A 19,380-nucleotide genomic window follows, 5' to 3' on the forward strand; every position below is an offset into this window, starting at 1 on the left:
GGCTGACCGCCGGATCGCCGGCAAATCGGAGATGAGCATGACGATGACGGACCTGCCGAGGAAGACCAGCGTCACCGCCTTCCTCCTGCTCTACGTCGCCTACTGCATCTCCTATATCGACCGCGCGGCAATCTCGCTGGCGCTGGCGCAGATCGGCAAGGACTTCAACCTCCAGGCCGCCGATCCCATTCGTGATGGCGACGACGCGACCGCGATGGGCGGCTGGGTGATGACGACGTTCTTCGCCGAGCGCGAAAAATACCTGCTGATCGGCAGCTCCGCGTTGACCGGCATCTTCCTCTACGCCATGTACAAGGCGGAGACGATCGCGATGCTGATCGTCTTCCAGTCGGTGGTCTATTTCTTCAAATCCTTCGTGCTGGCCTCGGTGGTTGCGCTCCCGACCAAACTGCTCCGCGACGACCAGATCGGGTCCGGCGTCGGCATGGTCAATCTCGGCGGCCAGAGCGCGGGCTTCGTCGCACCGGCCATCATGGGCTTCATCGTGACCGGAACCGGATCGTTCGATGCCGCCTTCGGATTCCTCGTGGCCATGACGGCATTGTCGGTCGTCGTCGCCGCGACCATCAACACGGCGCAGCCAAGGCTTGCGCCGAAGCCGGCCTGACAGGAGAGTTTTTCGATGCAAAGCGCGATCATTCTCGGCGGCGGCATGGTGGGCGTCGGTGCAGCACTGCATCTGAAGCAGCGCGGCTGGGCCGTCACGCTGGTCGACCGCAGGGAGCCCGGCCGCGAGACCAGCTACGGCAATGCCGGGATGATCCAGGCTGAAGCGGTCCGCCCCTATCCGATGCCGCGCGACCTCGCCTCGCTGGTGAAGATCGCGACCGGCCGCACCAACGACGTGCGCTACAGCCTGTCCTCGCTCCATCGCCATATCGAGCCGCTGCTGCGCTACTGGTGGCATTCCGCGCCGAAGCGGCATCGCGAGGCGATCGTCGGCTGGGCCCGCCTGATCGCCTACGCGACGAGCGAGCACGACGTCCTCATTCGCGAAGCCCACGCCGACAATCTCATTCGCCGCGCCGGCTATCGAGCGCTGTATCGCGACGCCGCTGCACTCGATGAATCGATCAAGGCCGCGGAGGAAGATCAGCGCGAGTTCGGCGTGAACTTTCGCGTGCTGTCGGGCAGCGAGCTCACCAAGGCCGAGCCGATCCTGCGCGACGATCTGCCCGGCGCGATCCACTGGCTCGACACCTGGACCGTGTCCGATCCCGGCGCGCTCGTCACCGCTTATGCCGAGCTGTTCCAGCGTCTCGGCGGCAACATCGTGCTCGGCGATGCGCAATCGCTGCAGCAGACCGCAACCGGCTGGTCGGTCAACACCGACCAGGGCCGCATCGACGCCGCGCACGCCGTCGTGACGCTCGGGCCGTGGTCGCCGGATCTGCTCTACAAATTCGGCTATCGCATCCCGCTGGTGCGCAAGCGCGGCTATCACATGCATTACAGCGCCGGTGCCTCGCTCGATCTGCCGCTGGTCGACAAGGGCCGCGGCTATGCCATGGGTCCGATGGCCAAGGGCATCCGCATCACCACCGGCGCCGAACTGACGGGACCGGATGCGCTCGCAACGCCGGTGCAGCTCGCCAGCGCGGAAGCCTCCGCACGCGAGCTGATCGATCTCGGCAAGCGCGCCGAGCCCGATCCGTGGTTCGGCACCCGTCCCTGCACGCCCGACATGCTCCCGGTGCTCGGCCCCGCCCCGCGCCATCCCGGCCTCTGGATGAACTTTGGTCACGGCCACCAGGGCTTTACGCTCGGGCCCGCGACAGGACGCCTGCTCGCGGAAATGATGAGCGGCGAGACGCCTTCGATCGACCCTGCGCCTTACCGGCCGGAGCGGTTCTAGCCTTCCGCGTTCGCGGCGAGCACCGCGAGCGCGGCCGACAGGCGCATCAGCGGATCTTCCCATTCGCGGGGGCTGCGCTGGCGGAACAGCCGCATGGTCGGATACCACGGACTGTCCTCACGATCGCGCAGCCAGCGCCAGTCGAGCGCGTAAGGCGTCAGCATCCACACCGGACGTCCGAGCGTACCGGCAAGATGCGCAACCGACGTGTCGACGGCGATGACGAGATCAAGCGCTGCGACGGCTGCCGCAGTGTCGGCGAAATCACCGAGCGCGGGTGCAAGATCGATGATGTCCGTGCCAAGCGCAGCCAGCATTTCGGCATCCTCTGGCCTCGGCTCTTTCTGCAGGCTGTAAAGCTGCACGCCCGGCATCACGAGGCGCGGCAGCACGGCCTCAGCCGGCAGCGAGCGCTGGCGGTCGCCCTTGTGCCTGGCATTGCCGGCCCAGACCACGCCGACCTTCAGCGCCGTCACATCCACAAGCGCTGCACGCCAGCGTGCCAGCCTTGTTGGATCGGGATGCAGATACGGGATCTCGGCCGGGATGGTGTCGAGCGTCGTGCCAAACAGACGCGGCAGGCTCATCAACGGCAGTTGCAGATCGAACGCCGGCAGCGGCATGCCGCGCGGGATCACAGTGACATCGGGCAGTTGCTGCAGCAGCGCGGCCAGCGCGGGCTGAACCTGGAGGATGACCTTGCCGCCCAGCGCCGTCACCATCGGCAGATAGCGCACGAAATGCAGGGCATCGCCGAGCCCGTATTCGGCGAACAGCAGCAGGGTGCGGCCGTCGAGCGGCTCGCCCTGCCATTCCGGCTCGGTGAAGGTGGGATCGCCGTCCGACAGCGTCTTGCATTTGCGCCGCCAGCGATAGGCCTCGAAGCCATTTTCAAAGTCGCCGTTCATCAGCAGGAAATGCGCGTGGTTGTACTGCGCGAGCGGCTGCTCCGGATCGAGCGTGATCGCGCGACGCGAGACTTCCAGCGCCTCATCGATCTCGCCGGCATTGCGCAACGCGACCGCGAGATTGGCGTGGCCCTTGGCATAATCAGGATCGGCCACGACCGCGCAGCGATGCGCCGCGACGGCATCACCGGTGCGCTCCTGCTTCTCGAAGATGATGCCGAGATTGGTCCAGGCCGGCGCGTGATCGGGCCTTAGCAGCAGCGCGTGCTCGCAAGCGCCGATCGCTTCGTCCAACTCGCCGAGATCGGAGAGACAGGCCCCGAGATTGCTGGCGATCACATGGTCCGACGCATCACGCGCAAAGCTCTGCCGGTAGATCTCGGCCGCGTCTTGCAAATGACCGGCCTCGTGCAGGACGAGGCCGAGCAGCCGCAGCGCCGGACCGCCCGGCGCGCGCGCGATCGCGCTGCGAAACTGGACGATGGCATCTTCGAGCAATCCTTGCCGATAGAGCACGGCGCCGAGATTGCAGAGCACTCCGGGATCATCAGGGTCGCTGTCGAGCGCGTAGCGATAGGCCGCCCCCGCCTCGTCGAGCCGCGCCTGATCCACGAGGAGATTGCCGAGATTGAGCCAGACGCCACGGTACGAAGGCTCCCGCGCGATGACGGCGCGATAGGCCTCTTCGGCGTCGGTGAGCCGGCCCTGCTCGGCAAGCACGACCGCGAGGTTGAAGCAGGCTCGCGTCAGATGCGCATCGAGCGCCAGCGCGCGGCGATAGGCAGCTTCCGCCTCGTCGAAGCGCGATAGCTCGCCGAGCGCCACACCGAGCTTGTTATGCAGGCCGGCATCATCGGGCTGCCGCACCAGAGCGCGGCGGAAGGCCGCCACCGCCCCCTCCTGCTCGCCCTTCACCGCCAGCGCATCGCCGAGCGTGACCAGCGCCGGCGCATGGTCAGGATCGACCACAAAAATGCGGCCGAGCAGCGCGGCACCGTCGGCGGCGCGGTCGGTGACGAAGGCGGCCACGGCCGCCAGATGCAGCGCCGGGACGTGATCCGGATCGGTCTTCAGCACCTCCGCGCAGAGCGCATCGGCCTGGTCCGGCCGCCCCGCCGCAAAGTGCTCCGCCGCCTCCACCACAATCGGATTCACAGCCGCCCTGCCCACGATACCACCCACCCCTACGAGTCCGAGATGGGGGTTAAACGCGCGAGCTCGCAAATTCCGTCAGTCGGCGCGTTCGGCCAGCAACATCCTGATGCGCTCGGCGTCCTCCGGCGTTGCCGGGTTGTAGACGATCATGCTGAGATCGGAGCGGCCCTCGACGTTGAAGCTCGAATATTCGAACGACATCGTGCCGTGCACGGGGTGCTTCAGCCGCTTGGTGCCGTCGCCATGATGGCGCACGTCGTTGTCGCGCCAGAGCGCCGCGAATTCCGGGCTGGTGCGGCAGAGCTCATCGACGAAATCGGCGACATGCGAGACCGCGCCGGCGCGCGCGGCATCAGCGCGGAACGCCGCCACCACGAAACGCGCCACGCTGTCCCAATCATATTGCGCGGCGCGCACGCGCGGATCGCAGAAGATGAAGCGCAGGATGTTGCGCTGTCCCGGCGGGATCGCGCCATAATCCGTCAGCACCGCGGTTGCGGCGCGGTTCCAGGCAACGACGTCCCAGGTCGCGGTCCGCACCAAGGCCGGGCTGAAGGCGAGCGCATCGAGCACCCGCTGCAGCCGCGGCGAGACGCCTTCGGTTGCCTGGTAGCGCACCTCGGGCGGGCGGCCGAGGCCGATCAGGAACAGGTGCTCGCGCTCGACATCGGTCAGCATCAGGGCGCCGGCGATGCGATCGAGCACGTCGGCCGACGGCGCCCCGCCCCGGCCCTGCTCCAGCCAGGTGTACCAGGTCGGGCTGATATTGGCGCGTTGCGCCACCTCCTCGCGCCGCAGCCCAGGCGTACGCCTGCGGCTGCCGCTGAGGCCGAACGCAGCGGCATCGAGCCGGGTGCGGCGGTCCTTCAGATAGGCGCCGAGCAGGTTTTCGGCTGTCGCGGTCTCGCTCATCCTGTTAGCCATTATACCCTGATAAGGTCACTACTTTACCCGGATAAGTCTAGCGCAGATGCTCGTCTCCACCAACCTCTCGACGCCCCCTGGAGATATCTCATGCGTGTATTCGTCACCGGCGCCACCGGCTTTGTCGGCTCTGCCGTCGTCCGCGACCTGATTGCCGCCGGCCACCGCGTCACCGGCCTTGCCCGCACCGATGAAGGCGCGGCCGCAATCACTGCGCTGGGCGCCGAGGTCCATCGCGGCTCCCTGGAGGACCACGCCTCCCTGCGCAGCGGCGCTGCCGCGTCCGACGGCGTGCTCCACCTCGCCTTCAACCACGATTTCTCGAAGTTCGCCGACAATTGCGAGCTCGACCGCCAGGCCATCCTCGCGCTCGGCGAGGAGCTGAAAGGCTCCGAGCGCCCGCTCATCGTCACATCAGGCGTGGCGCTGCTCGCGCCCGGACGCCTCGCGACCGAGGACGACGCCGCGGCCCGCCACTTCCCGCGCGTCTCGGAAGCCACCGCCGAAGATCTCATGCAGCAAGGCGTCCGCGCCGGCATCGTGCGGCTGCCGCCCACGACCCATGGCGAGGGCGATCACGGCTTTGTCCCGCGCCTGATCGCGATCGCGCGCGAGAAAGGCACTGCCGCCTATATCGGCGACGGCATGAACCGCTGGCCCGCCGCGCACCGCGTCGACGCCGCGCGCGTCTACCGCCTCGCACTGGAGCAAGGCGCATCGAGCGGCCGCTATCACGCCATCGCCGAGGAAGGCGTGCCGTTCAAGGTGATCGCGGAAGTAATCGGCAAACGGCTCGGCGTGCCCGTGGTCTCGAAATCCACTGAGGAGGCCGAGCAGCATTTCGGCTGGTTCGCGCGCTTTGCCGCCGTCGACGTTCCGACCTCGAGCGCGAAGACGCGGGCGGCTCTCGGCTGGGAGCCGAAAGAAAAAGGGCTGATCGAGGATCTCGACCAGCCCTATTACTTCAAGGTCTAACGGCGCACCGCGCCGTTAGATCCGCATCAGTCCGTCGTGATCGCGGTTTCCAGGTCCGTCGGATCGATCTGCCTGGAGAGGTTGGCCTTGAGCTTGTCGCGGTCGAGCTCGCCTTCCCACCAGGCCACGATCACGCAGGCCACGCCGTTGCCGCACAGATTGGTCAGCGCGCGGCACTCGCTCATGAACTTGTCGATGCCGAGCACGATCGCCATGCCCGGCACGAGACGCGGGTCGACCACGGCCAACGTCGCCGCCAGCGTGATGAAGCCCGCACCAGTGATGCCGGAGGCGCCCTTCGAGGTCAGCATCGCCACGACCAGGATGGTGAGCTGCTGGCCGAAGGTGAGATCGAAGCCCAGCGCCTGCGCGATGAACAGCGTCGCCAGCGTCATGTAGATGTTGGTGCCGTCGAGGTTGAACGAATAGCCCGTGGGCACCACGAGGCCGACCACCGACTTGGAGCAGCCGAGACGTTCCAGCTTCTCCATCAAGGACGGCAGCGCGCTTTCCGACGACGAGGTGCCGAGCACGATCAGCAATTCGTCCTTGATGTAGGCCAGGAACTTGAAGATCGAGAACCCTGCCAGCCGCGCGATGGTCCCGAGCACCACGAAGACGAACAGCGCGGCGGTCAGGTAGAACGTCGCAATCAGGCCCATCAGGTTGAGGATTGCACCGGTGCCGAACTTGCCGATGGTGAAAGCCATCGCGCCGAACGCGCCGATCGGCGCCGCACGCATCACGATGGAGATGACGCCGAACACGGCATGCGCGGCGTCGTCGATGAAGCTGCGGATCACATGGCCGCGCTCGCCGAGGCCCATGATCGCGAAGCCGAACAGCACCGAGAACAGCAGCACCTGCAGGATCTCGCCTTGCGCGAACGCACCGACCACGGTGTCCGGAATGATGTGCAGGACGAAGTCGACCGACCTCTGCGCCTCGGCCTGCTTGGCGTAGTTGGCGACCGCCTGCGCGTTGGCGGCGGCATTGCCGAAGCCCGCGCCCGGCCTGACGAGATTGCCGACGAGAAGGCCGATCACCAGCGCGAAGGTCGAGACGACCTCGAAATAGACCAGCGCCTTGACGCCGATGCGCCCGACCTTCTTGGCGTCCTGGATGTGAGCGATGCCGGAGACCACGGTGCAGAAGATGATCGGGGCGATCACCATCTTGATCAGCTTGATGAAGCCGTCGCCGAGCGCCTTGATCCAGTCATTGGTGGCAACGGTCGGCCAGAGCCAGCCGACGATGGCGCCGAGCACGATGGCGATCAGCACCTGGACGTAGAGAACCTTGTACCACGGCTTTGCTGCGGCCGGCGCGACAGGCGCCGCCGCCATCGTTGTCGTCGTCATTGTTTCACTCCCCCTCAAACTCAGAGCCAGCCAAGATCAACTTGGCCGGCTCTGTCAATTGGAACTGCTCGTTCTTGGTGCTTTACCCGCGGCGATCGACGATCCGGCGGGCGGCCGGCATCAGCGTCGCGCCCAGTGCGTTCTTGACCAGCGAAGCCGCGATGAACGGCGCAAGGCCGACCTGCCAGGCCTTGGCGGCGCCAAGACCGAGGCCGAAGGCCAGCCAGCCGAAGCCGGCGGCGAGAATGAGGATGTGGCCGACGGCCATTGCCGCAAACAGCAGCACGACGCTGCGATCCCAGCCGCGCTCGGCGAGCCAGCCGGTGACGAAGGCTGCACCGATGAAGCCGAACAGATAGCCCGCGGTCGGGCCGACCAGCGGTGCAATTCCACCGACGGGACCCGCGAACACCGGCAGGCCCATCGCGCCTTCAGCGAGGTACGCAATCATGGTTGCGCTGCCAAGGCGCCAGCCATAGGCGGCGCCGATCATCAGCACCACCAGCGTCTGCAAGGTCATGGGCACGTAAGGCAGCGGCAGGTTCACCTTGGCCGACAGCGTCATCAGCGCGGTGCCGAGCGCGATCAGCACCACGGCGCGCAATGCGCCGACTTTTTCGCCCGGCCGAGTCGGCCACATCAGTGCGGCGAGAGGAGAATGCGTGGCGGCGGTTGGGATGGAACGGTCAGACAAGTTGCACTCCAGAATTCTGTCGAAAACTGGCGGCTATTTAAGCCAGTGAGCGATCCGGTCAACTGCCTGCCGCATCTCGTCAGCTGAGCGTGCATAGGAGAATCGTATGAACGAGCGCCCATGGATGGGATCGAAATCGACGCCCGGTGTGGCCGCAACATGGGCCTGTTCCAGCATCTGCTTGGCGAACTCGAAACTGTCGGAGGTGAAGTCCGAGACATCGGCATAGAGATAGAATGCACCATCGGCCGGCAGGAACTTGCTGAGGCCCGCCTTCGGCAATCCTTCGATCAGGATGCGCCGGTTTTCCTGATAGCCGTGCTTGATCTCCTCCATCTCGGCCGCGCCGTCGAAGGCGGCCTCTGCCGCGATCTGCGACAGCGACGGCACCGAGATCGAAAGATTTTGCTGCAGCCGCTCGATCGGGCGCACCAGGATATCAGGCACGACCATCCAGCCGACGCGCCAGCCTGTCATGCAAAAATACTTCGAGAACGAGTTGATCACGAGTGCGTGCTCGGACAGCGCCGCCGCGGTCACCGCGGGAAACGCGTAGTCGAGCCCGTGATAGATCTCGTCCGAGATGAAGCGGATGCCGGCGTCTTCCGCCGCCGTCATAAGGCTGGCGAGCGCCTCGCGGGACATCATCGTCCCCGTCGGATTGGCGGGGCTGCCGACCAGCACACCCTTCAGCGGCGCCTTGCGATGCGCCGCAAGCAGTGCCTCGCCGGTCAGTGCATGGCGCGTGTCGTTGGTGGTCTCGATCAGCACCGGCTCGCAGCCGAGCGCGGTGAGGATGTGACGGTACGGCGGATAGCCCGGCACCGTTACGGCGACGCGGTCGCCGGGCTCGAACATCGCCAGGAAGGCCAGGATGAAGCCGCCCGAAGAGCCCGTCGTCACCACGATCCGCTCAGGGCTGACGTCACAGGCATAGGCATCGCGATAATGCCGCGCGATCCGCGCGCGCAAGGAAGGGATGCCGAGTGCCGAGGTATAATCGATCCGCCCCGCCTCGAGCGCCGCATGGGCCGCCGCAATCGCGGTCTTCGGCGCGCCGGCTGCGGGCTGGCCGACCTCCATGTGGATGACATGGCCGCCGGCCGCCTCGATTCGGGCCGCCGCGGCCATAACGTCCATCACCATGAACGGGGGAACATCACTGCGGCGGGAGGGCTCGAGCCACTGCCCCAACCGGTTCCTCAAGGTCGCATCGTGCATCGATTTCTGCTATTCGCTGGCGGACCGGTTCGTCCGGTCCGGGAAACGGGGCGCTTGCGCCCCAGACTGGCCGCATTGTACGGCTCATAAGGGGTACGGCTCATAGGGCATATCGCGTATCCGGTCCGCCGCCAATCGCCAAAAACCAATCACGAAACTGCTTGATCAAGCCCGTTTGACCCAGACCGCCTGATGTTGCTTCAGATCGCATTGCGCAAGAAGGCCTCCGCCCTCACCGCCCTGGTCACGGCCGCGGCCATCGCATTGTTGCCGGTCCCGGCCGCGCATGCGCAGTCCAAGGGACCGCCTGTCCTGCGCGACACCGAGACCGAGCAGCTGCTGCGCGAATACACCCGTCCGATCCTGCGCGTCGCCGGTCTGGAAAAGCAGAACATCCAGATGGTGATCGTCAACGAGGCCTCGTTCAACGCCTTCGTCGCGGACGGTCGCCGCATCTTCGTCAATTACGGCGCGATCCTCCAGTCGGAGACGCCGAACCAGATCATCGGCGTGCTCGCACACGAGACCGGGCATCTGGCCGGCGGCCATCTGTCCAAGCTCCGCGAGCAGCTCGCCAACGCGCAGACCCAGATGATCATCGCGATGCTGCTCGGCGCCGGTGCGATCGCCGTCGGCAGCACCCGCGGCTCGAGCAGCGCCGGCAACAATGGCCTTGCCAACGCCGGTGCGGCCGCGATCGCCGGTCCGCAGGAAATGATCCGCCGCTCGCTCTTGTCCTATCAGCGCCAGCAGGAGGAGAACGCCGACCGTGCCGGCGTGAAATTCCTGACCGCGACCCAGCAGTCGCCGAAGGGCATGTACGAGACCTTCAAGCGCTTCACCAGCGAGAGCCTGTTCGCCGCGCGCGGCGCCGATCCCTATCTGCAGTCGCACCCGATGCCCGCCGAGCGCGTCGCCGCGCTCCAGGAATTCGCCAGCACGAGCCCCTATTGGGACAAGAAAGACGATCCCGCGCTGCAGCTCCGCCACGACATGGTGCGCGCCAAGATCTCCGCCTTCATGGAGCGCCCGGAGCTGGTGTATCGCCGCTATCCGCAGACCAACGACAGCCTGCCGGCGCGCTATGCCCGCGCCATCAGCACCTATCTGCACGGCGATCTGCGCAGCGCGCTCACCCAGATCGACGCGCTGATCGCGGTCCAGCCGAACAACCCGTACTTCTACGAGGTGCGCGGCCAGGCCCTGCTCGAGAGCGGCAAGGCCGCCGAGGCGATCGCGCCCCTGCGCAAGGCTGTCGTACTCTCCAACAGCGCCCCCCTCATCGAGATGTTACTTGGGCAGGCTCTGGTTGGAACCGATAATAAGGCCTACACGGAAGACGCCGTTCGGATTCTCCGCGCCGCGGTGGCCCGGGAGCCCGAGGCCATCCTCGGTTACAGCCAGCTCGCGATGGCCTATGGCCGGAAGGGCGATTATGCCGAGGCGGATCTCGCTTCGGCGCAGGCCGCTTACTTGCGCGGCGACAACAAGACCGCCCGCGAGCTCGCCACGCGCGCGAAAACCCGTTTTGCCGTCGGCACGCCCGGTTGGGTCAAGGCCGACGACATCGTCGCGGCGAAGCCGCCGCGCAACTAACGAGAACGACGCCTGACACCACGACGTCACGACACCGAGCTTTAAGTCCGCCGGGACGTTTTCCGAAACCTGCTTTGGATAAGAGGATTTGCCTATGCCTTCGCTGCGTCTGCTTGCCCCCGCGCTGGTTGCGCTCGCCATGTTCGGCGCAGCCGCCCCCGCGTCGGCCGACAGCTTCTCCGATGCCCAGCGCACCGACATCGAGGCGATCATCAAGAACTACCTCGTCACCCATCCCGAGGTGCTCGAGGAAGCGATGACCGAGCTCAGCAAGCGCCAGGCTGATGCGGAGACGAAGAAGCACGAGGCCAGCATCACGCAGAATTCGGATGCGATCTTCAACTCGCCGCGCCAGGTCGTGCTCGGCAACAAGGACGGCGACGTCACGTTCGTCGAGTTCTTCGATTACAATTGCGGCTACTGCAAGCGCGCCATGGACGACATGCTCAACCTGATGAAGGGCGATTCGAAGCTGAAGGTCGTGCTGAAGGAGTTTCCGGTGCTGAGCCAGGGCTCGGTCGAAGCCGCCCAGGTCGCGGTCGCCGTGCGCATGCAGGATCCCACCGGCAAGAAATATCTCGACTTCCATCAGAAGCTGCTCGGCGGCCGCGGCGCGGCCGACAAGGCGCGCGCGATGCAGGCGGCCAAGGAAGCCGGCCTCGACACCGCGAAGATCGAGAAGGACATCGCCAGCCCCGAGGTGCGCGCCACCATCGAGGAGAACTTCAAGCTCGCCGAGGCGATGGGCATGAACGGCACGCCGAGCTACGTCATCGGCAAGCAGATCGTGATCGGCGCCGTCGGCCTCGAAGGCCTCAAGGAAAAGATCGGCGTTGCCCGCTGCGGCAAAGCGACTTGCTGACAAGGCGACTTGCTGATCGCGCATCTCGCAACTCACGCATGCAACGAGGCCGGCTGAAAAGCCGGCCTTTTTCGTTGGCGGAATATCGGCGCGAATCCGGCGCGCGCGTTCATCCCGCGTTTAAGAAACAAATAGCTCGGAACCTCCCAATGTTCAGGAACAGCTGAAAACTCCTTTCATGTTCAGGAACAACTGAAAACTCCTTTCGTTGATGGCGCGGGCAATGACGTAAAAACACGTGAGGAGAATGTAGATGTTGAACCGCTTTATGATCTCGGTTGCCGCAGTTGCGCTCGTGGCGGGCACCGGTCTGGCGAACGCACAGGGCAATATGAACCGCGACAGCGGTGGCAGCGCCGGTGGCGCGCAGATGCAGCACTCGCAGCCCCAGGGCGGCGCGGCTGAGCGCGGCGGCTCGATGGGCAAGGAATCAACCCAGGAGAAGGGCACCGTCGGCCAGGCTGGCGGCTCCAGCAGCATGAAGTCCGGCACCTCGGCCGAGGAGAAGTCCTCGGGCGCAACCAAGGACGAGCATTCCGGCCGCGAGATGAACAAGAACGCGGCTGAAGACAAGTCCGGCGCCACCAAGGGCCAGCGCACCGACGAACGTGCGCAGGGTCAGCAGGACAAGTCCAAGAGCATGAGCCAGGACAGCACCAAGTCCGGCGCCAAGGAGCAAAAGGACATGAAGGCTGAGGGCGGCAAGAGCGGCACCTCGACCAACAATGCCGAGAACCAGAAGGGCACCGAGCGCACCAATCAGAACGCTCAGGGCCAGACCGGCACCAGCACCAACCAGAACGCGCAGGGTCAGAGCAGCACCAACACGACGGTCGGCCAGGCCGGCGCCGGCGCCAAGCTCTCGACCGAGCAGCGCACCCAGATCACCTCTGTGATCCGCGAGGAGCACGTGCGTCCGGTGAGCAACGTGAACTTCTCGATCTCGGTCGGTACCCGCATTCCGCGCGAGGGTATCGAGCTGCACGCCCTCCCGTCTCGGGTCGTGACGATCTATCCGGAGTGGCGGACCTACAAGTACGTCCTGGTCAAGGACGAGATCGTGATCATCAATCCGGACACCTACGAGATCGTGGCGGTCCTGAACGCCTAAAGGCCGGATGACGGCAACCTTGCGGGGCGGGCAGCAATGCCCGCCCTTTGCCGTTCGGCCGTCAGCCATCCTTTGGACTGGTTAACAAGCAATTTCCGTAGTTTCCGCACAGGTTTTTGCGCACTGGATGAGGTGCCTGAACCACCCCCGGAGGCCCTTCAAGGCTTCCCCTAACGCGCTTTGTTACCTATAACCCCGCCACGCCGAAGCACCTCTTCCGGGATTGGAATGGCCGAACCTGCAACCGACACGATCCTCGTCCTCAACGGGCCGAACCTCAACATGCTGGGGACGCGCGAGCCCGAGAAGTATGGCCACGCGACACTGGCCGACGTCGAGGCGCTGTGCCGGGAGACTGCAGCGACGTACGGCCTCAAGGCCGACTGCCGCCAATCCAACCGCGAAGGCGAGCTGATCGACTTCATCCACGAGGCGCACGCGCGCAAGATGAAGGGCATCATCATCAACGCCGGCGGCTATTCGCACACCTCGATCGCGCTGCACGACGCGCTGCTCGCGGTGCAGATCCCGACCGTCGAAGTGCATGTCACCAACATCCACGCCCGCGAGAGTTTTCGTCACCACTCCTACACCGCACGCGCGGCCTTCGCCTCGCTCTGCGGTTTCGGCATCGAGGGCTACCGCCTCGCCATCCAGGGCCTTGCCGCCAAGCTTGCCATCAAGCCCAAAGCCTGACGCTCCCCTTCAACAGAACATTCGGATCAAACAACATGGCGCGCCAGCCAGACGACAAAGCAGCCGCAAAGTTTTCCAGCGAGGATTCCGCGCTCGTTCGCGAGCTCGCTCTCCTGCTCGATGAGACCAGCCTCACCGAGATCGAGATCGAACGCGCCGGCCTGCGCCTGCGCGTCGCCCGCAACATCAGCGTCGCTGCGACCATGCCGATGCCGGTCGCGGCCGCTCCCGTTGCGCTGCCCGCGGCCGCCGCTGCTGCTGCGCCCGCCGCGGCCGCAGCCGATCTCTCGAAGCATCCGGGCGCGGTGACCTCGCCGATGGTCGGCACCGCCTATTGGGCGCCGGAGCCCGGCGCAAAGCCGTTCATCGAAGTCGGCAGCAAGGTCTCGGTCGGCCAGACGCTGCTGATCATCGAAGCCATGAAGACCATGAACCAGATCCCCTCGCCTCGATCAGGCACGGTGACGCAGATCCTGGTCGAGGACGGCCAGCCGGTTGAGTACGGCGAGCCGCTCGTCATCATTGAGTAGGCGAATGGGAAGTAGCGAATAGCGAATGGCGTCACCGTTCTCTACTCGCTATTCGCCACTCGCCATTCGCACCTTTCTATTCGCCCGCTGAGGCACCATGTTCGACAAGATCCTCATAGCCAATCGCGGCGAGATCGCCCTTCGCATCCTGCGCGCCTGCAAGGAGCTCGGGATCGCGACCGTCGCCGTGCACTCCACCGCCGACGCCGACGCCATGCATGTGCGGCTGTCGGACGAGAGCGTCTGCATCGGCCCGCCGGCGTCCAAGGACAGCTATCTCAACGTGCCCGCGCTGCTCGCGGCCTGCGAGATCACCGGCGCCGACGCCGTGCATCCCGGCTACGGCTTCCTGTCGGAGAACGCGCGCTTCGCGGAGATCCTTGCCGAGCACAATCTGCATTTCATCGGCCCCAAGGCCGAGCACATCCGCCTGATGGGCGACAAGATCGAGGCCAAGAAGACCGCCAAGCGGCTCGGCATTCCCGTCGTGCCCGGCTCCGACGGCGGCGTCGGCCCCGAGGACGATGCGATGGCGATCGCCAAGAAGATCGGCTTCCCCGTCCTGGTGAAGGCGGCAGCCGGCGGTGGCGGCCGCGGCATGAAGGTCGCCCAGAGCGAGGCCGACCTGCAGCTCGCGCTCTCGACCGCTGCCAACGAGGCCAAGTCCGCCTTCGGCGACGCCTCGGTCTATCTGGAAAAATATCTCCAGAAGCCGCGCCACATCGAGATCCAGATCCTCGGCGACGGCCGCGGCGGCGCGATCCATCTCGGCGAACGCGACTGCTCGCTGCAGCGCCGCCACCAGAAGGTCTGGGAGGAAGGCCCCTCGCCCGTGCTGGCCGCAGCCGCGCGCGCCAAGATCGGCGAGACCTGCGCGAAAGCGATGCGCGAGATGAAATATCTCGGCGTCGGCACCATCGAATTCCTGTTCGAAGACGGCGAGTTCTACTTCATCGAGATGAACACCCGCATCCAGGTCGAGCATCCCGTCACCGAGAGCATCACCGACATCGACCTCGTGCTGGAGCAGATCCGCATCGCCGCCGGCGGCGAGCTGCCGGCCAAGCAGAGCGAGGTGCAGATCATAGGCCACGCCATCGAGTGCCGCATCAACGCCGAGAACCCGCAGACCTTCCGCCCTTCGCCGGGCCGCATCACGCAGTACCATCCGCCCGGCGGCCTGGGCGTGCGCATCGATTCCGCGGTCTATCAGGGCTACCAGATCCCGCCTTATTACGACTCGCTGGTCGGCAAGCTGATCGTCCACGGCAAGACCCGTACCGAATGCCTGATGCGCTTGCGCCGGGCGCTGGACGAAATGGTGGTCGACGGCATCGAGACCACGCTGCCGCTGTTCCGCGACCTCGTCCGCCAGGACGACATCATCAACGGCGACTACCACATCCACTGGCTGGAACAGTACCTGGCCGGCAAGGCGGAGCCCGCCGCCAAATAATCCACGCGCTCCATGGAACCCCTTGGCCCCAATCGCGTTCTCGACCTTGGGGTTAGTTCCAAGGGGCCGTTTTGAACTCCACGAAGTCTGACAAGCAGCCTGACAAGGCGGATCCGTCGTGACGGCCGAGGCGCAGCGACGGCGCGCATTCTGGCAAATCCTGCTGTTCGCAGCGGGGCTTCTGGTGCTGACCGTGATCAGTGCCGGTTCGGTCTACCTCGTCAACAAGGCGCGCGACGACAGCAAATGGGTGCTTCACACCATCGAGGTGGAGAACCAGGTCAACGCCCTGCTGCTCGAAATCCGGCGCGCCGAGAGCGGTGCGCGCGGCTACCTTCTGACGCAGGACGAGACCTTCAAGGCCGACCATGAGAAGGCGGTCGCCGCGATCATCCCCGCGCTTGATCGGGTGACGCGCCTCTCCGGCGACAACCCGGCGCAGCGCGAGGGGGTTGAAAAGCTGAGCGCAGCTATCGAGACCCGGCTCGACCAGTTCTCCCGAGAAATGGACTTCGTCGCCCAGGGCCAGGTCGACAAGGCCACAGCCCTGGTTCGCGAGGCCGCCGCGGCCAATACTACGGCCACCATCGGCAGCGTGGCGAACGCGATGATCCAGGAGGAGGAACGGCTGTTCCGGTTGCGCTCGACGAATGCCGACAGCAGCCAGACCTTAGCCGCATCGATGACGGGCATCGGCTCCGGCCTGGTCGTCCTGCTCGCCATGATCTCGATCTGGCTGGTGCGGCGCTCGGCGCAGGCGCGCGACGATGCCGAAGCGCGGCTGCGCGATGCCAACGTCAATCTGGAGGCCGTCGTCGACGAGCGCACGGCGGATTTGCGCGAGGCCAACAACGAGATTCAGCGCTTTGCCTATATCGTGAGCCACGACCTGCGCTCGCCGCTCGTCAACATCATGGGCTTCACCAGCGAGCTCGAAGAGCTCGGCGGCGACATCTTCCGCCGGATCGGCGGCCTCACCCATGTTCTGGCCAATGGGCCGCCGCTGCCATCGGGCGAGGTCACGCTCGAAGGCCCCGACAAGCAGCTTTCAACGGATTTCTCCGAGGCGCTCGGCTTCATCAAATCGTCGATCGCCAAGATGGACCGGCTGATCTCGGCGATCCTCAACCTCACCCGCGAGGGCCGGCGCGAGTTCCAGCCGGAAAAGATCGAGACGCGCGACTTCGTTGAGGCGATCGTATCGACGCTGGCGCATCAGGCGGCGGAAGCGCAGGCCGAGATCCACATCGAGCCGCTGCCGAATGTCGTCAGCGACCGCCTTGCGCTGGAGCAGATCTTCTCCAACCTGATCGACAACGCGATCAAATATCTGAAGATCGGCGTGCCCGGCGAGATCAGAATTCGCGGGCGCACCAAGCTCGGCTACGCCATCTTCGAGATCAGCGATAACGGCCGCGGTATCGATCCCAAGGATCATCAGCGGATTTTCGACCTGTTCCGCCGCGCGGGAACCCAGGACAAGCCCGGACAGGGCATCGGTCTTGCGCATGTACGTGCACTTGTGCGCCGCCTCGGCGGCACCATGTCGGTATCATCGGAACTGAACACGGGCAGCACCTTCACCATCACGCTGCCCATCGCCTGGAACGCCAGCAACCGGAACGCAGATCGATGACCCAGCCTGTCAGCATCATCATGATCGAGGACGACGAGGGACATGCGCGTCTGATCGAGCGCAACATCCGCAGGTCCGGCGTCAACAACGAGATCATCCCCTTCGCCAACGGCACCGACGCGATCAGGCACCTGTTCGGTGCCGACGGCAGCGGTCTCGTCCAGAAGGGCAATGCGCTGCTGATCCTGCTCGATCTCAACCTGCCCGACATGACCGGGATCGACATTCTCAAGCAGATCAAGGAAAACAAATACCTGAAGGCGTCGCCCGTGGTGGTGCTGACCACCACCGACGACAGCCAGGAAATCAAGCGCTGCTACGAGCTCGGCTGCAACGTCTACATCACCAAGCCCGTCAACTACGAGAATTTCGCCAACGCCATCCGGCAACTCGGGCTGTTCTTCTCGGTCATCCAGGTCCCGCCTGCCGCCCCATGAACCAGACAACGCCGACGCTGCTCTACATCGACGACGACGACGCGCTTGCGCGCCTGGTCGACCGCGGCCTGACGCGGCGCGGCTACAAGGTCATTCATGCCGCCAGCGGCGAGGAAGGCCTCGAGCACATCCGCCGGGCTTGCGCCCAAGGCAGTAACGAAAGCTGCACCGAAGGCGGCATCGATGTCGTTGCGCTCGACCAGTACATGCCGGGCCTCGATGGCCTGGAGACGCTCGAGCAGATCATGGCGATCCCGGGCGCGCCCCCGGTCGTGTTCGTCACGGCCTCGCAGGATTCCAGCATCGCGGTCACCGCGCTGAAGGCGGGCGCGGCCGATTATCTGGTCAAGGACGTCAAGGGCGACTTCATCCCCCTGCTCCACGTCGCCGCCGACGGTGCGCTACGCCAGGCCGAATTGCAGAAGGCGCGCGAGGAAGCCGAGGCCGAGATCCACGCCTCGCGCGACCGCTATGCGGCGCTGGCCGCCGAGCGCGAGCTCCTGCTGCGCGAGGTCAACCACCGCGTCGGCAACTCGCTCCAGATCATCGCCTCGCTGCTGCATCTGCAGGCGAGCTCCGCCGGGCAGGACGAGGTCAAGGCCGCGCTGACCAACGCCATGGGCCGCGTCGCCGCGGTCGCGCAGGTGCATCGCCGCCTCTACACCTCGCAGGACCTCAAGAGCGTGGTGCTGAACCAGTACCTGGACTCGCTGCTCGAGGATCTCCGCCGCTCGGCGGAAGGTGACCGGATGTCACGCCTGACGCTGAAGGCCGAGCCGATCGAGATCGATCCGGACCGCGCGGTCGCCGTCGGCATCATCGTCAACGAGCTGGTGATGAACGCGGTGAAATACGCCTATCCCGATGGCGCAGGTCCCATCCATGTCGAGCTGACCTCGCAGGGCGAGGATCTCCAGCTGTCGATCGCCGACGACGGCGTCGGCGACAACGTCAAGGCCGATCCGCGTTCCACCGGCATGGGCCAGCGCATCGTCGCGGCGATGGCCACCAAGCTGGATGCCACCGTAGAGCGCGACCCGGCCCACGACGGAACCCGCGTCATCCTGAGGTTCCGGCGTTTGCCGACGGCGCCGGGCAAGGCCAACAACGCCGCCGCAAGCTGATCCGCGCCGCCATCGCAACCGCGATGCAATCCTGCTATTGTCGCACCATGACTTCGCGCGACTCCGCTTCGTCTGAAATCACGCCCGCCGTGCTGCTGCGCGCCTATGCCTGCGGCATCTTCCCGATGGCCGAGAGCGCCGACGATCCGACCCTGTTCTGGGTCGAGCCGGAATTGCGCGGCGTCATCCCGCTCGAGGGCTTTCGCGTCGCCTCGCGACTCGCGCGTACCGTGCGTTCGGACACGTTTCGCGTCACCGTCAACACCGCGTTCAAGGCGACGATCGCCGGCTGCGCCGCGCCGCAGGAAGGGCGCGAGGACACCTGGATCAACAAGCGCATCCGCGACCTCTATGGCGGCCTCTACGAGCTCGGCCATTGCCACAGCGTCGAGGCCTGGCAGGGCGACGACCTCGTCGGCGGACTCTATGGCGTGAGCCTCGGGCGCGCCTTCTTCGGCGAGAGCATGTTTCACACCGCGCGCGATGCCTCCAAGGTCGCCCTGGTGCACCTCGTCGCGCGGCTGATCCATGGCGGCTTCGAGCTGCTCGACACGCAATATGTCACCGAGCATCTGAAGAGCTTTGGCGCGGTCGAGATTTCGCGGCGGCGCTACACCGCGCTGCTCGACAAGGCGCTCGCCGGCGGTCCCGGCGATTTCCTGCGACTCTCGCCCGGCGATGCGATCCCGGGCGCACGCGCGCTCGAGATCATCGCCTCACGGCAATAGGCAAACGAGGCTAGAGCATGATCCGGAAAAGTGTGAAGCGGTTTTCCGAAAAGATCATGCTCAAACAAGGAGCTAAAGCGCGATGATGAT

18 protein-coding genes are annotated in these 19,380 nt (G+C 65.5%); 13 read left to right on the forward strand and 5 right to left on the reverse strand.

Going from position 1 to position 19,380, the window contains the following annotated elements:
* Positions 1–37: 37 nt before the first annotated feature.
* Both RAD16_RS05790 and RAD16_RS05795 read left to right on the forward strand, forming a co-directional pair.
* Positions 38–628, forward strand: coding sequence for an MFS transporter (locus tag RAD16_RS05790; RefSeq protein ID WP_458156904.1), 591 nt, complete (start codon positions 38–40; stop codon positions 626–628).
* 15 nt (positions 629–643) lie between these two features.
* The gene (locus RAD16_RS05795) at positions 644–1,876 is read left to right on the forward strand and encodes an NAD(P)/FAD-dependent oxidoreductase (protein ID WP_458156905.1); all 1,233 of its coding nucleotides are present in this window, start codon (positions 644–646) and stop codon (positions 1,874–1,876) included.
* Here the strand turns inward: RAD16_RS05795 and RAD16_RS05800 are convergent.
* Together RAD16_RS05800 and RAD16_RS05805 are read right to left on the reverse strand one after the other, a co-directional pair.
* A complete protein-coding gene (locus RAD16_RS05800) occupies positions 1,873–3,939 on the reverse strand; it encodes a tetratricopeptide repeat protein (protein ID WP_458156906.1) in 2,067 nt (688 codons plus the stop codon). The genes RAD16_RS05795 and RAD16_RS05800 overlap by 4 nt on opposite strands.
* 75 nt (positions 3,940–4,014) lie before the next feature.
* On the reverse strand, positions 4,015–4,851 hold the full coding sequence (locus RAD16_RS05805) for a helix-turn-helix transcriptional regulator (protein WP_458156907.1): 837 nt from the start codon (positions 4,849–4,851) through the stop codon (positions 4,015–4,017).
* A gap of 102 nt (positions 4,852–4,953) precedes the next feature.
* Between RAD16_RS05805 and RAD16_RS05810 the strand changes: the two genes are divergently transcribed.
* Positions 4,954–5,838 carry an SDR family oxidoreductase gene (locus RAD16_RS05810; protein ID WP_458156908.1) on the forward strand — a complete coding sequence of 295 codons (885 nt, stop codon included), beginning with the start codon at positions 4,954–4,956 and terminating at the stop codon, positions 5,836–5,838.
* 26 nt (positions 5,839–5,864) lie between these two features.
* On the opposite strand, the gene RAD16_RS05815 is transcribed toward RAD16_RS05810, so the two are convergent.
* From RAD16_RS05815 to RAD16_RS05825, 3 genes are all read right to left on the reverse strand, one after another.
* The gene (locus RAD16_RS05815) at positions 5,865–7,199 is read right to left on the reverse strand and encodes a dicarboxylate/amino acid:cation symporter (protein WP_458156909.1); all 1,335 of its coding nucleotides are present in this window, start codon (positions 7,197–7,199) and stop codon (positions 5,865–5,867) included.
* A gap of 82 nt (positions 7,200–7,281) precedes the next feature.
* The gene (locus RAD16_RS05820; protein ID WP_458156958.1) at positions 7,282–7,839 is read right to left on the reverse strand and encodes a biotin transporter BioY; all 558 of its coding nucleotides are present in this window, start codon (positions 7,837–7,839) and stop codon (positions 7,282–7,284) included.
* A gap of 87 nt (positions 7,840–7,926) precedes the next feature.
* A complete protein-coding gene (locus RAD16_RS05825) occupies positions 7,927–9,114 on the reverse strand; it encodes a pyridoxal phosphate-dependent aminotransferase (protein WP_458156910.1) in 1,188 nt (395 codons plus the stop codon).
* Positions 9,115–9,306: 192 nt separating this feature from the next.
* Here RAD16_RS05825 and RAD16_RS05830 point away from each other — a divergent pair, with 192 nt between their 5' ends.
* The 10 genes from RAD16_RS05830 to aat all read left to right on the forward strand — a co-directional run bounded on the left by RAD16_RS05830 (position 9,307) and on the right by aat (position 19,290).
* Positions 9,307–10,710 (forward strand): M48 family metalloprotease, encoded by a 1,404-nt coding sequence (locus RAD16_RS05830; RefSeq protein ID WP_458156911.1) that lies wholly within the window; start codon positions 9,307–9,309, stop codon positions 10,708–10,710.
* A 94-nt stretch (positions 10,711–10,804) separates the two neighbouring features.
* Entirely contained in the window at positions 10,805–11,572 is a 768-nt protein-coding gene (locus RAD16_RS05835; protein WP_458156912.1) for a DsbA family protein, read from the forward strand.
* 253 nt (positions 11,573–11,825) lie between these two features.
* Positions 11,826–12,683, forward strand: a complete 858-nt coding sequence (locus tag RAD16_RS05840) for a DUF1236 domain-containing protein (RefSeq protein ID WP_458156913.1) — start codon at positions 11,826–11,828, stop codon at positions 12,681–12,683.
* 228 nt (positions 12,684–12,911) lie between these two features.
* The gene (aroQ, locus tag RAD16_RS05845) at positions 12,912–13,379 is read left to right on the forward strand and encodes a type II 3-dehydroquinate dehydratase (RefSeq protein WP_326898958.1); all 468 of its coding nucleotides are present in this window, start codon (positions 12,912–12,914) and stop codon (positions 13,377–13,379) included.
* A gap of 35 nt (positions 13,380–13,414) precedes the next feature.
* Entirely contained in the window at positions 13,415–13,909 is a 495-nt protein-coding gene (gene accB / locus RAD16_RS05850) for an acetyl-CoA carboxylase biotin carboxyl carrier protein (protein WP_458156914.1), read from the forward strand.
* Between the two features lie 97 nt (positions 13,910–14,006).
* Entirely contained in the window at positions 14,007–15,365 is a 1,359-nt protein-coding gene (accC, locus tag RAD16_RS05855) for an acetyl-CoA carboxylase biotin carboxylase subunit (protein ID WP_458156915.1), read from the forward strand.
* Positions 15,366–15,483: 118 nt separating this feature from the next.
* The gene (locus RAD16_RS05860; protein WP_458156916.1) at positions 15,484–17,001 is read left to right on the forward strand and encodes a sensor histidine kinase; all 1,518 of its coding nucleotides are present in this window, start codon (positions 15,484–15,486) and stop codon (positions 16,999–17,001) included.
* Positions 16,998–17,438 carry a response regulator gene (locus tag RAD16_RS05865; RefSeq protein WP_458156917.1) on the forward strand — a complete coding sequence of 147 codons (441 nt, stop codon included), beginning with the start codon at positions 16,998–17,000 and terminating at the stop codon, positions 17,436–17,438. Before RAD16_RS05860 ends, RAD16_RS05865 begins: the two co-directional genes overlap by 4 nt.
* On the forward strand, positions 17,435–18,562 hold the full coding sequence (locus RAD16_RS05870) for a sensor histidine kinase (protein WP_458156918.1): 1,128 nt from the start codon (positions 17,435–17,437) through the stop codon (positions 18,560–18,562). The genes RAD16_RS05865 and RAD16_RS05870 overlap by 4 nt, the downstream gene beginning before the upstream one ends.
* A gap of 47 nt (positions 18,563–18,609) precedes the next feature.
* On the forward strand, positions 18,610–19,290 hold the full coding sequence (aat, locus tag RAD16_RS05875) for a leucyl/phenylalanyl-tRNA--protein transferase (RefSeq protein WP_458156919.1): 681 nt from the start codon (positions 18,610–18,612) through the stop codon (positions 19,288–19,290).
* Positions 19,291–19,380 lie beyond the last annotated feature (90 nt).

The sequence above is a fragment of the Bradyrhizobium sp. 18BD genome (assembly GCF_054185225.1).

Excerpts from the sequence above, each read along its gene's own strand:
- RAD16_RS05790 (WP_458156904.1), top strand. The coding sequence starts at position 38 with ATGACGATGACGGACCTGCCGAGGAAGACCAGCGTCACCGCCTTCCTC.
- RAD16_RS05795 (WP_458156905.1), top strand. The coding sequence starts at position 644 with ATGCAAAGCGCGATCATTCTCGGCGGCGGCATGGTGGGCGTCGGTGCA.
- RAD16_RS05805 (WP_458156907.1), bottom strand. The coding sequence starts at position 4,851 with ATGAGCGAGACCGCGACAGCCGAAAACCTGCTCGGCGCCTATCTGAAG.
- RAD16_RS05810 (WP_458156908.1), top strand. The coding sequence starts at position 4,954 with ATGCGTGTATTCGTCACCGGCGCCACCGGCTTTGTCGGCTCTGCCGTC.
- RAD16_RS05815 (WP_458156909.1), bottom strand. The coding sequence starts at position 7,199 with ATGACGACGACAACGATGGCGGCGGCGCCTGTCGCGCCGGCCGCAGCA.
- RAD16_RS05820 (WP_458156958.1), bottom strand. The coding sequence starts at position 7,839 with ATGTGGCCGACTCGGCCGGGCGAAAAAGTCGGCGCATTGCGCGCCGTG.
- RAD16_RS05825 (WP_458156910.1), bottom strand. The coding sequence starts at position 9,114 with ATGCACGATGCGACCTTGAGGAACCGGTTGGGGCAGTGGCTCGAGCCC.
- RAD16_RS05830 (WP_458156911.1), top strand. The coding sequence starts at position 9,307 with ATGTTGCTTCAGATCGCATTGCGCAAGAAGGCCTCCGCCCTCACCGCC.
- RAD16_RS05835 (WP_458156912.1), top strand. The coding sequence starts at position 10,805 with ATGCCTTCGCTGCGTCTGCTTGCCCCCGCGCTGGTTGCGCTCGCCATG.
- RAD16_RS05840 (WP_458156913.1), top strand. The coding sequence starts at position 11,826 with ATGTTGAACCGCTTTATGATCTCGGTTGCCGCAGTTGCGCTCGTGGCG.
- aroQ (WP_326898958.1), top strand. The coding sequence starts at position 12,912 with ATGGCCGAACCTGCAACCGACACGATCCTCGTCCTCAACGGGCCGAAC.
- accB (WP_458156914.1), top strand. The coding sequence starts at position 13,415 with ATGGCGCGCCAGCCAGACGACAAAGCAGCCGCAAAGTTTTCCAGCGAG.
- accC (WP_458156915.1), top strand. The coding sequence starts at position 14,007 with ATGTTCGACAAGATCCTCATAGCCAATCGCGGCGAGATCGCCCTTCGC.
- RAD16_RS05865 (WP_458156917.1), top strand. The coding sequence starts at position 16,998 with ATGACCCAGCCTGTCAGCATCATCATGATCGAGGACGACGAGGGACAT.
- RAD16_RS05870 (WP_458156918.1), top strand. The coding sequence starts at position 17,435 with ATGAACCAGACAACGCCGACGCTGCTCTACATCGACGACGACGACGCG.
- aat (WP_458156919.1), top strand. The coding sequence starts at position 18,610 with ATGACTTCGCGCGACTCCGCTTCGTCTGAAATCACGCCCGCCGTGCTG.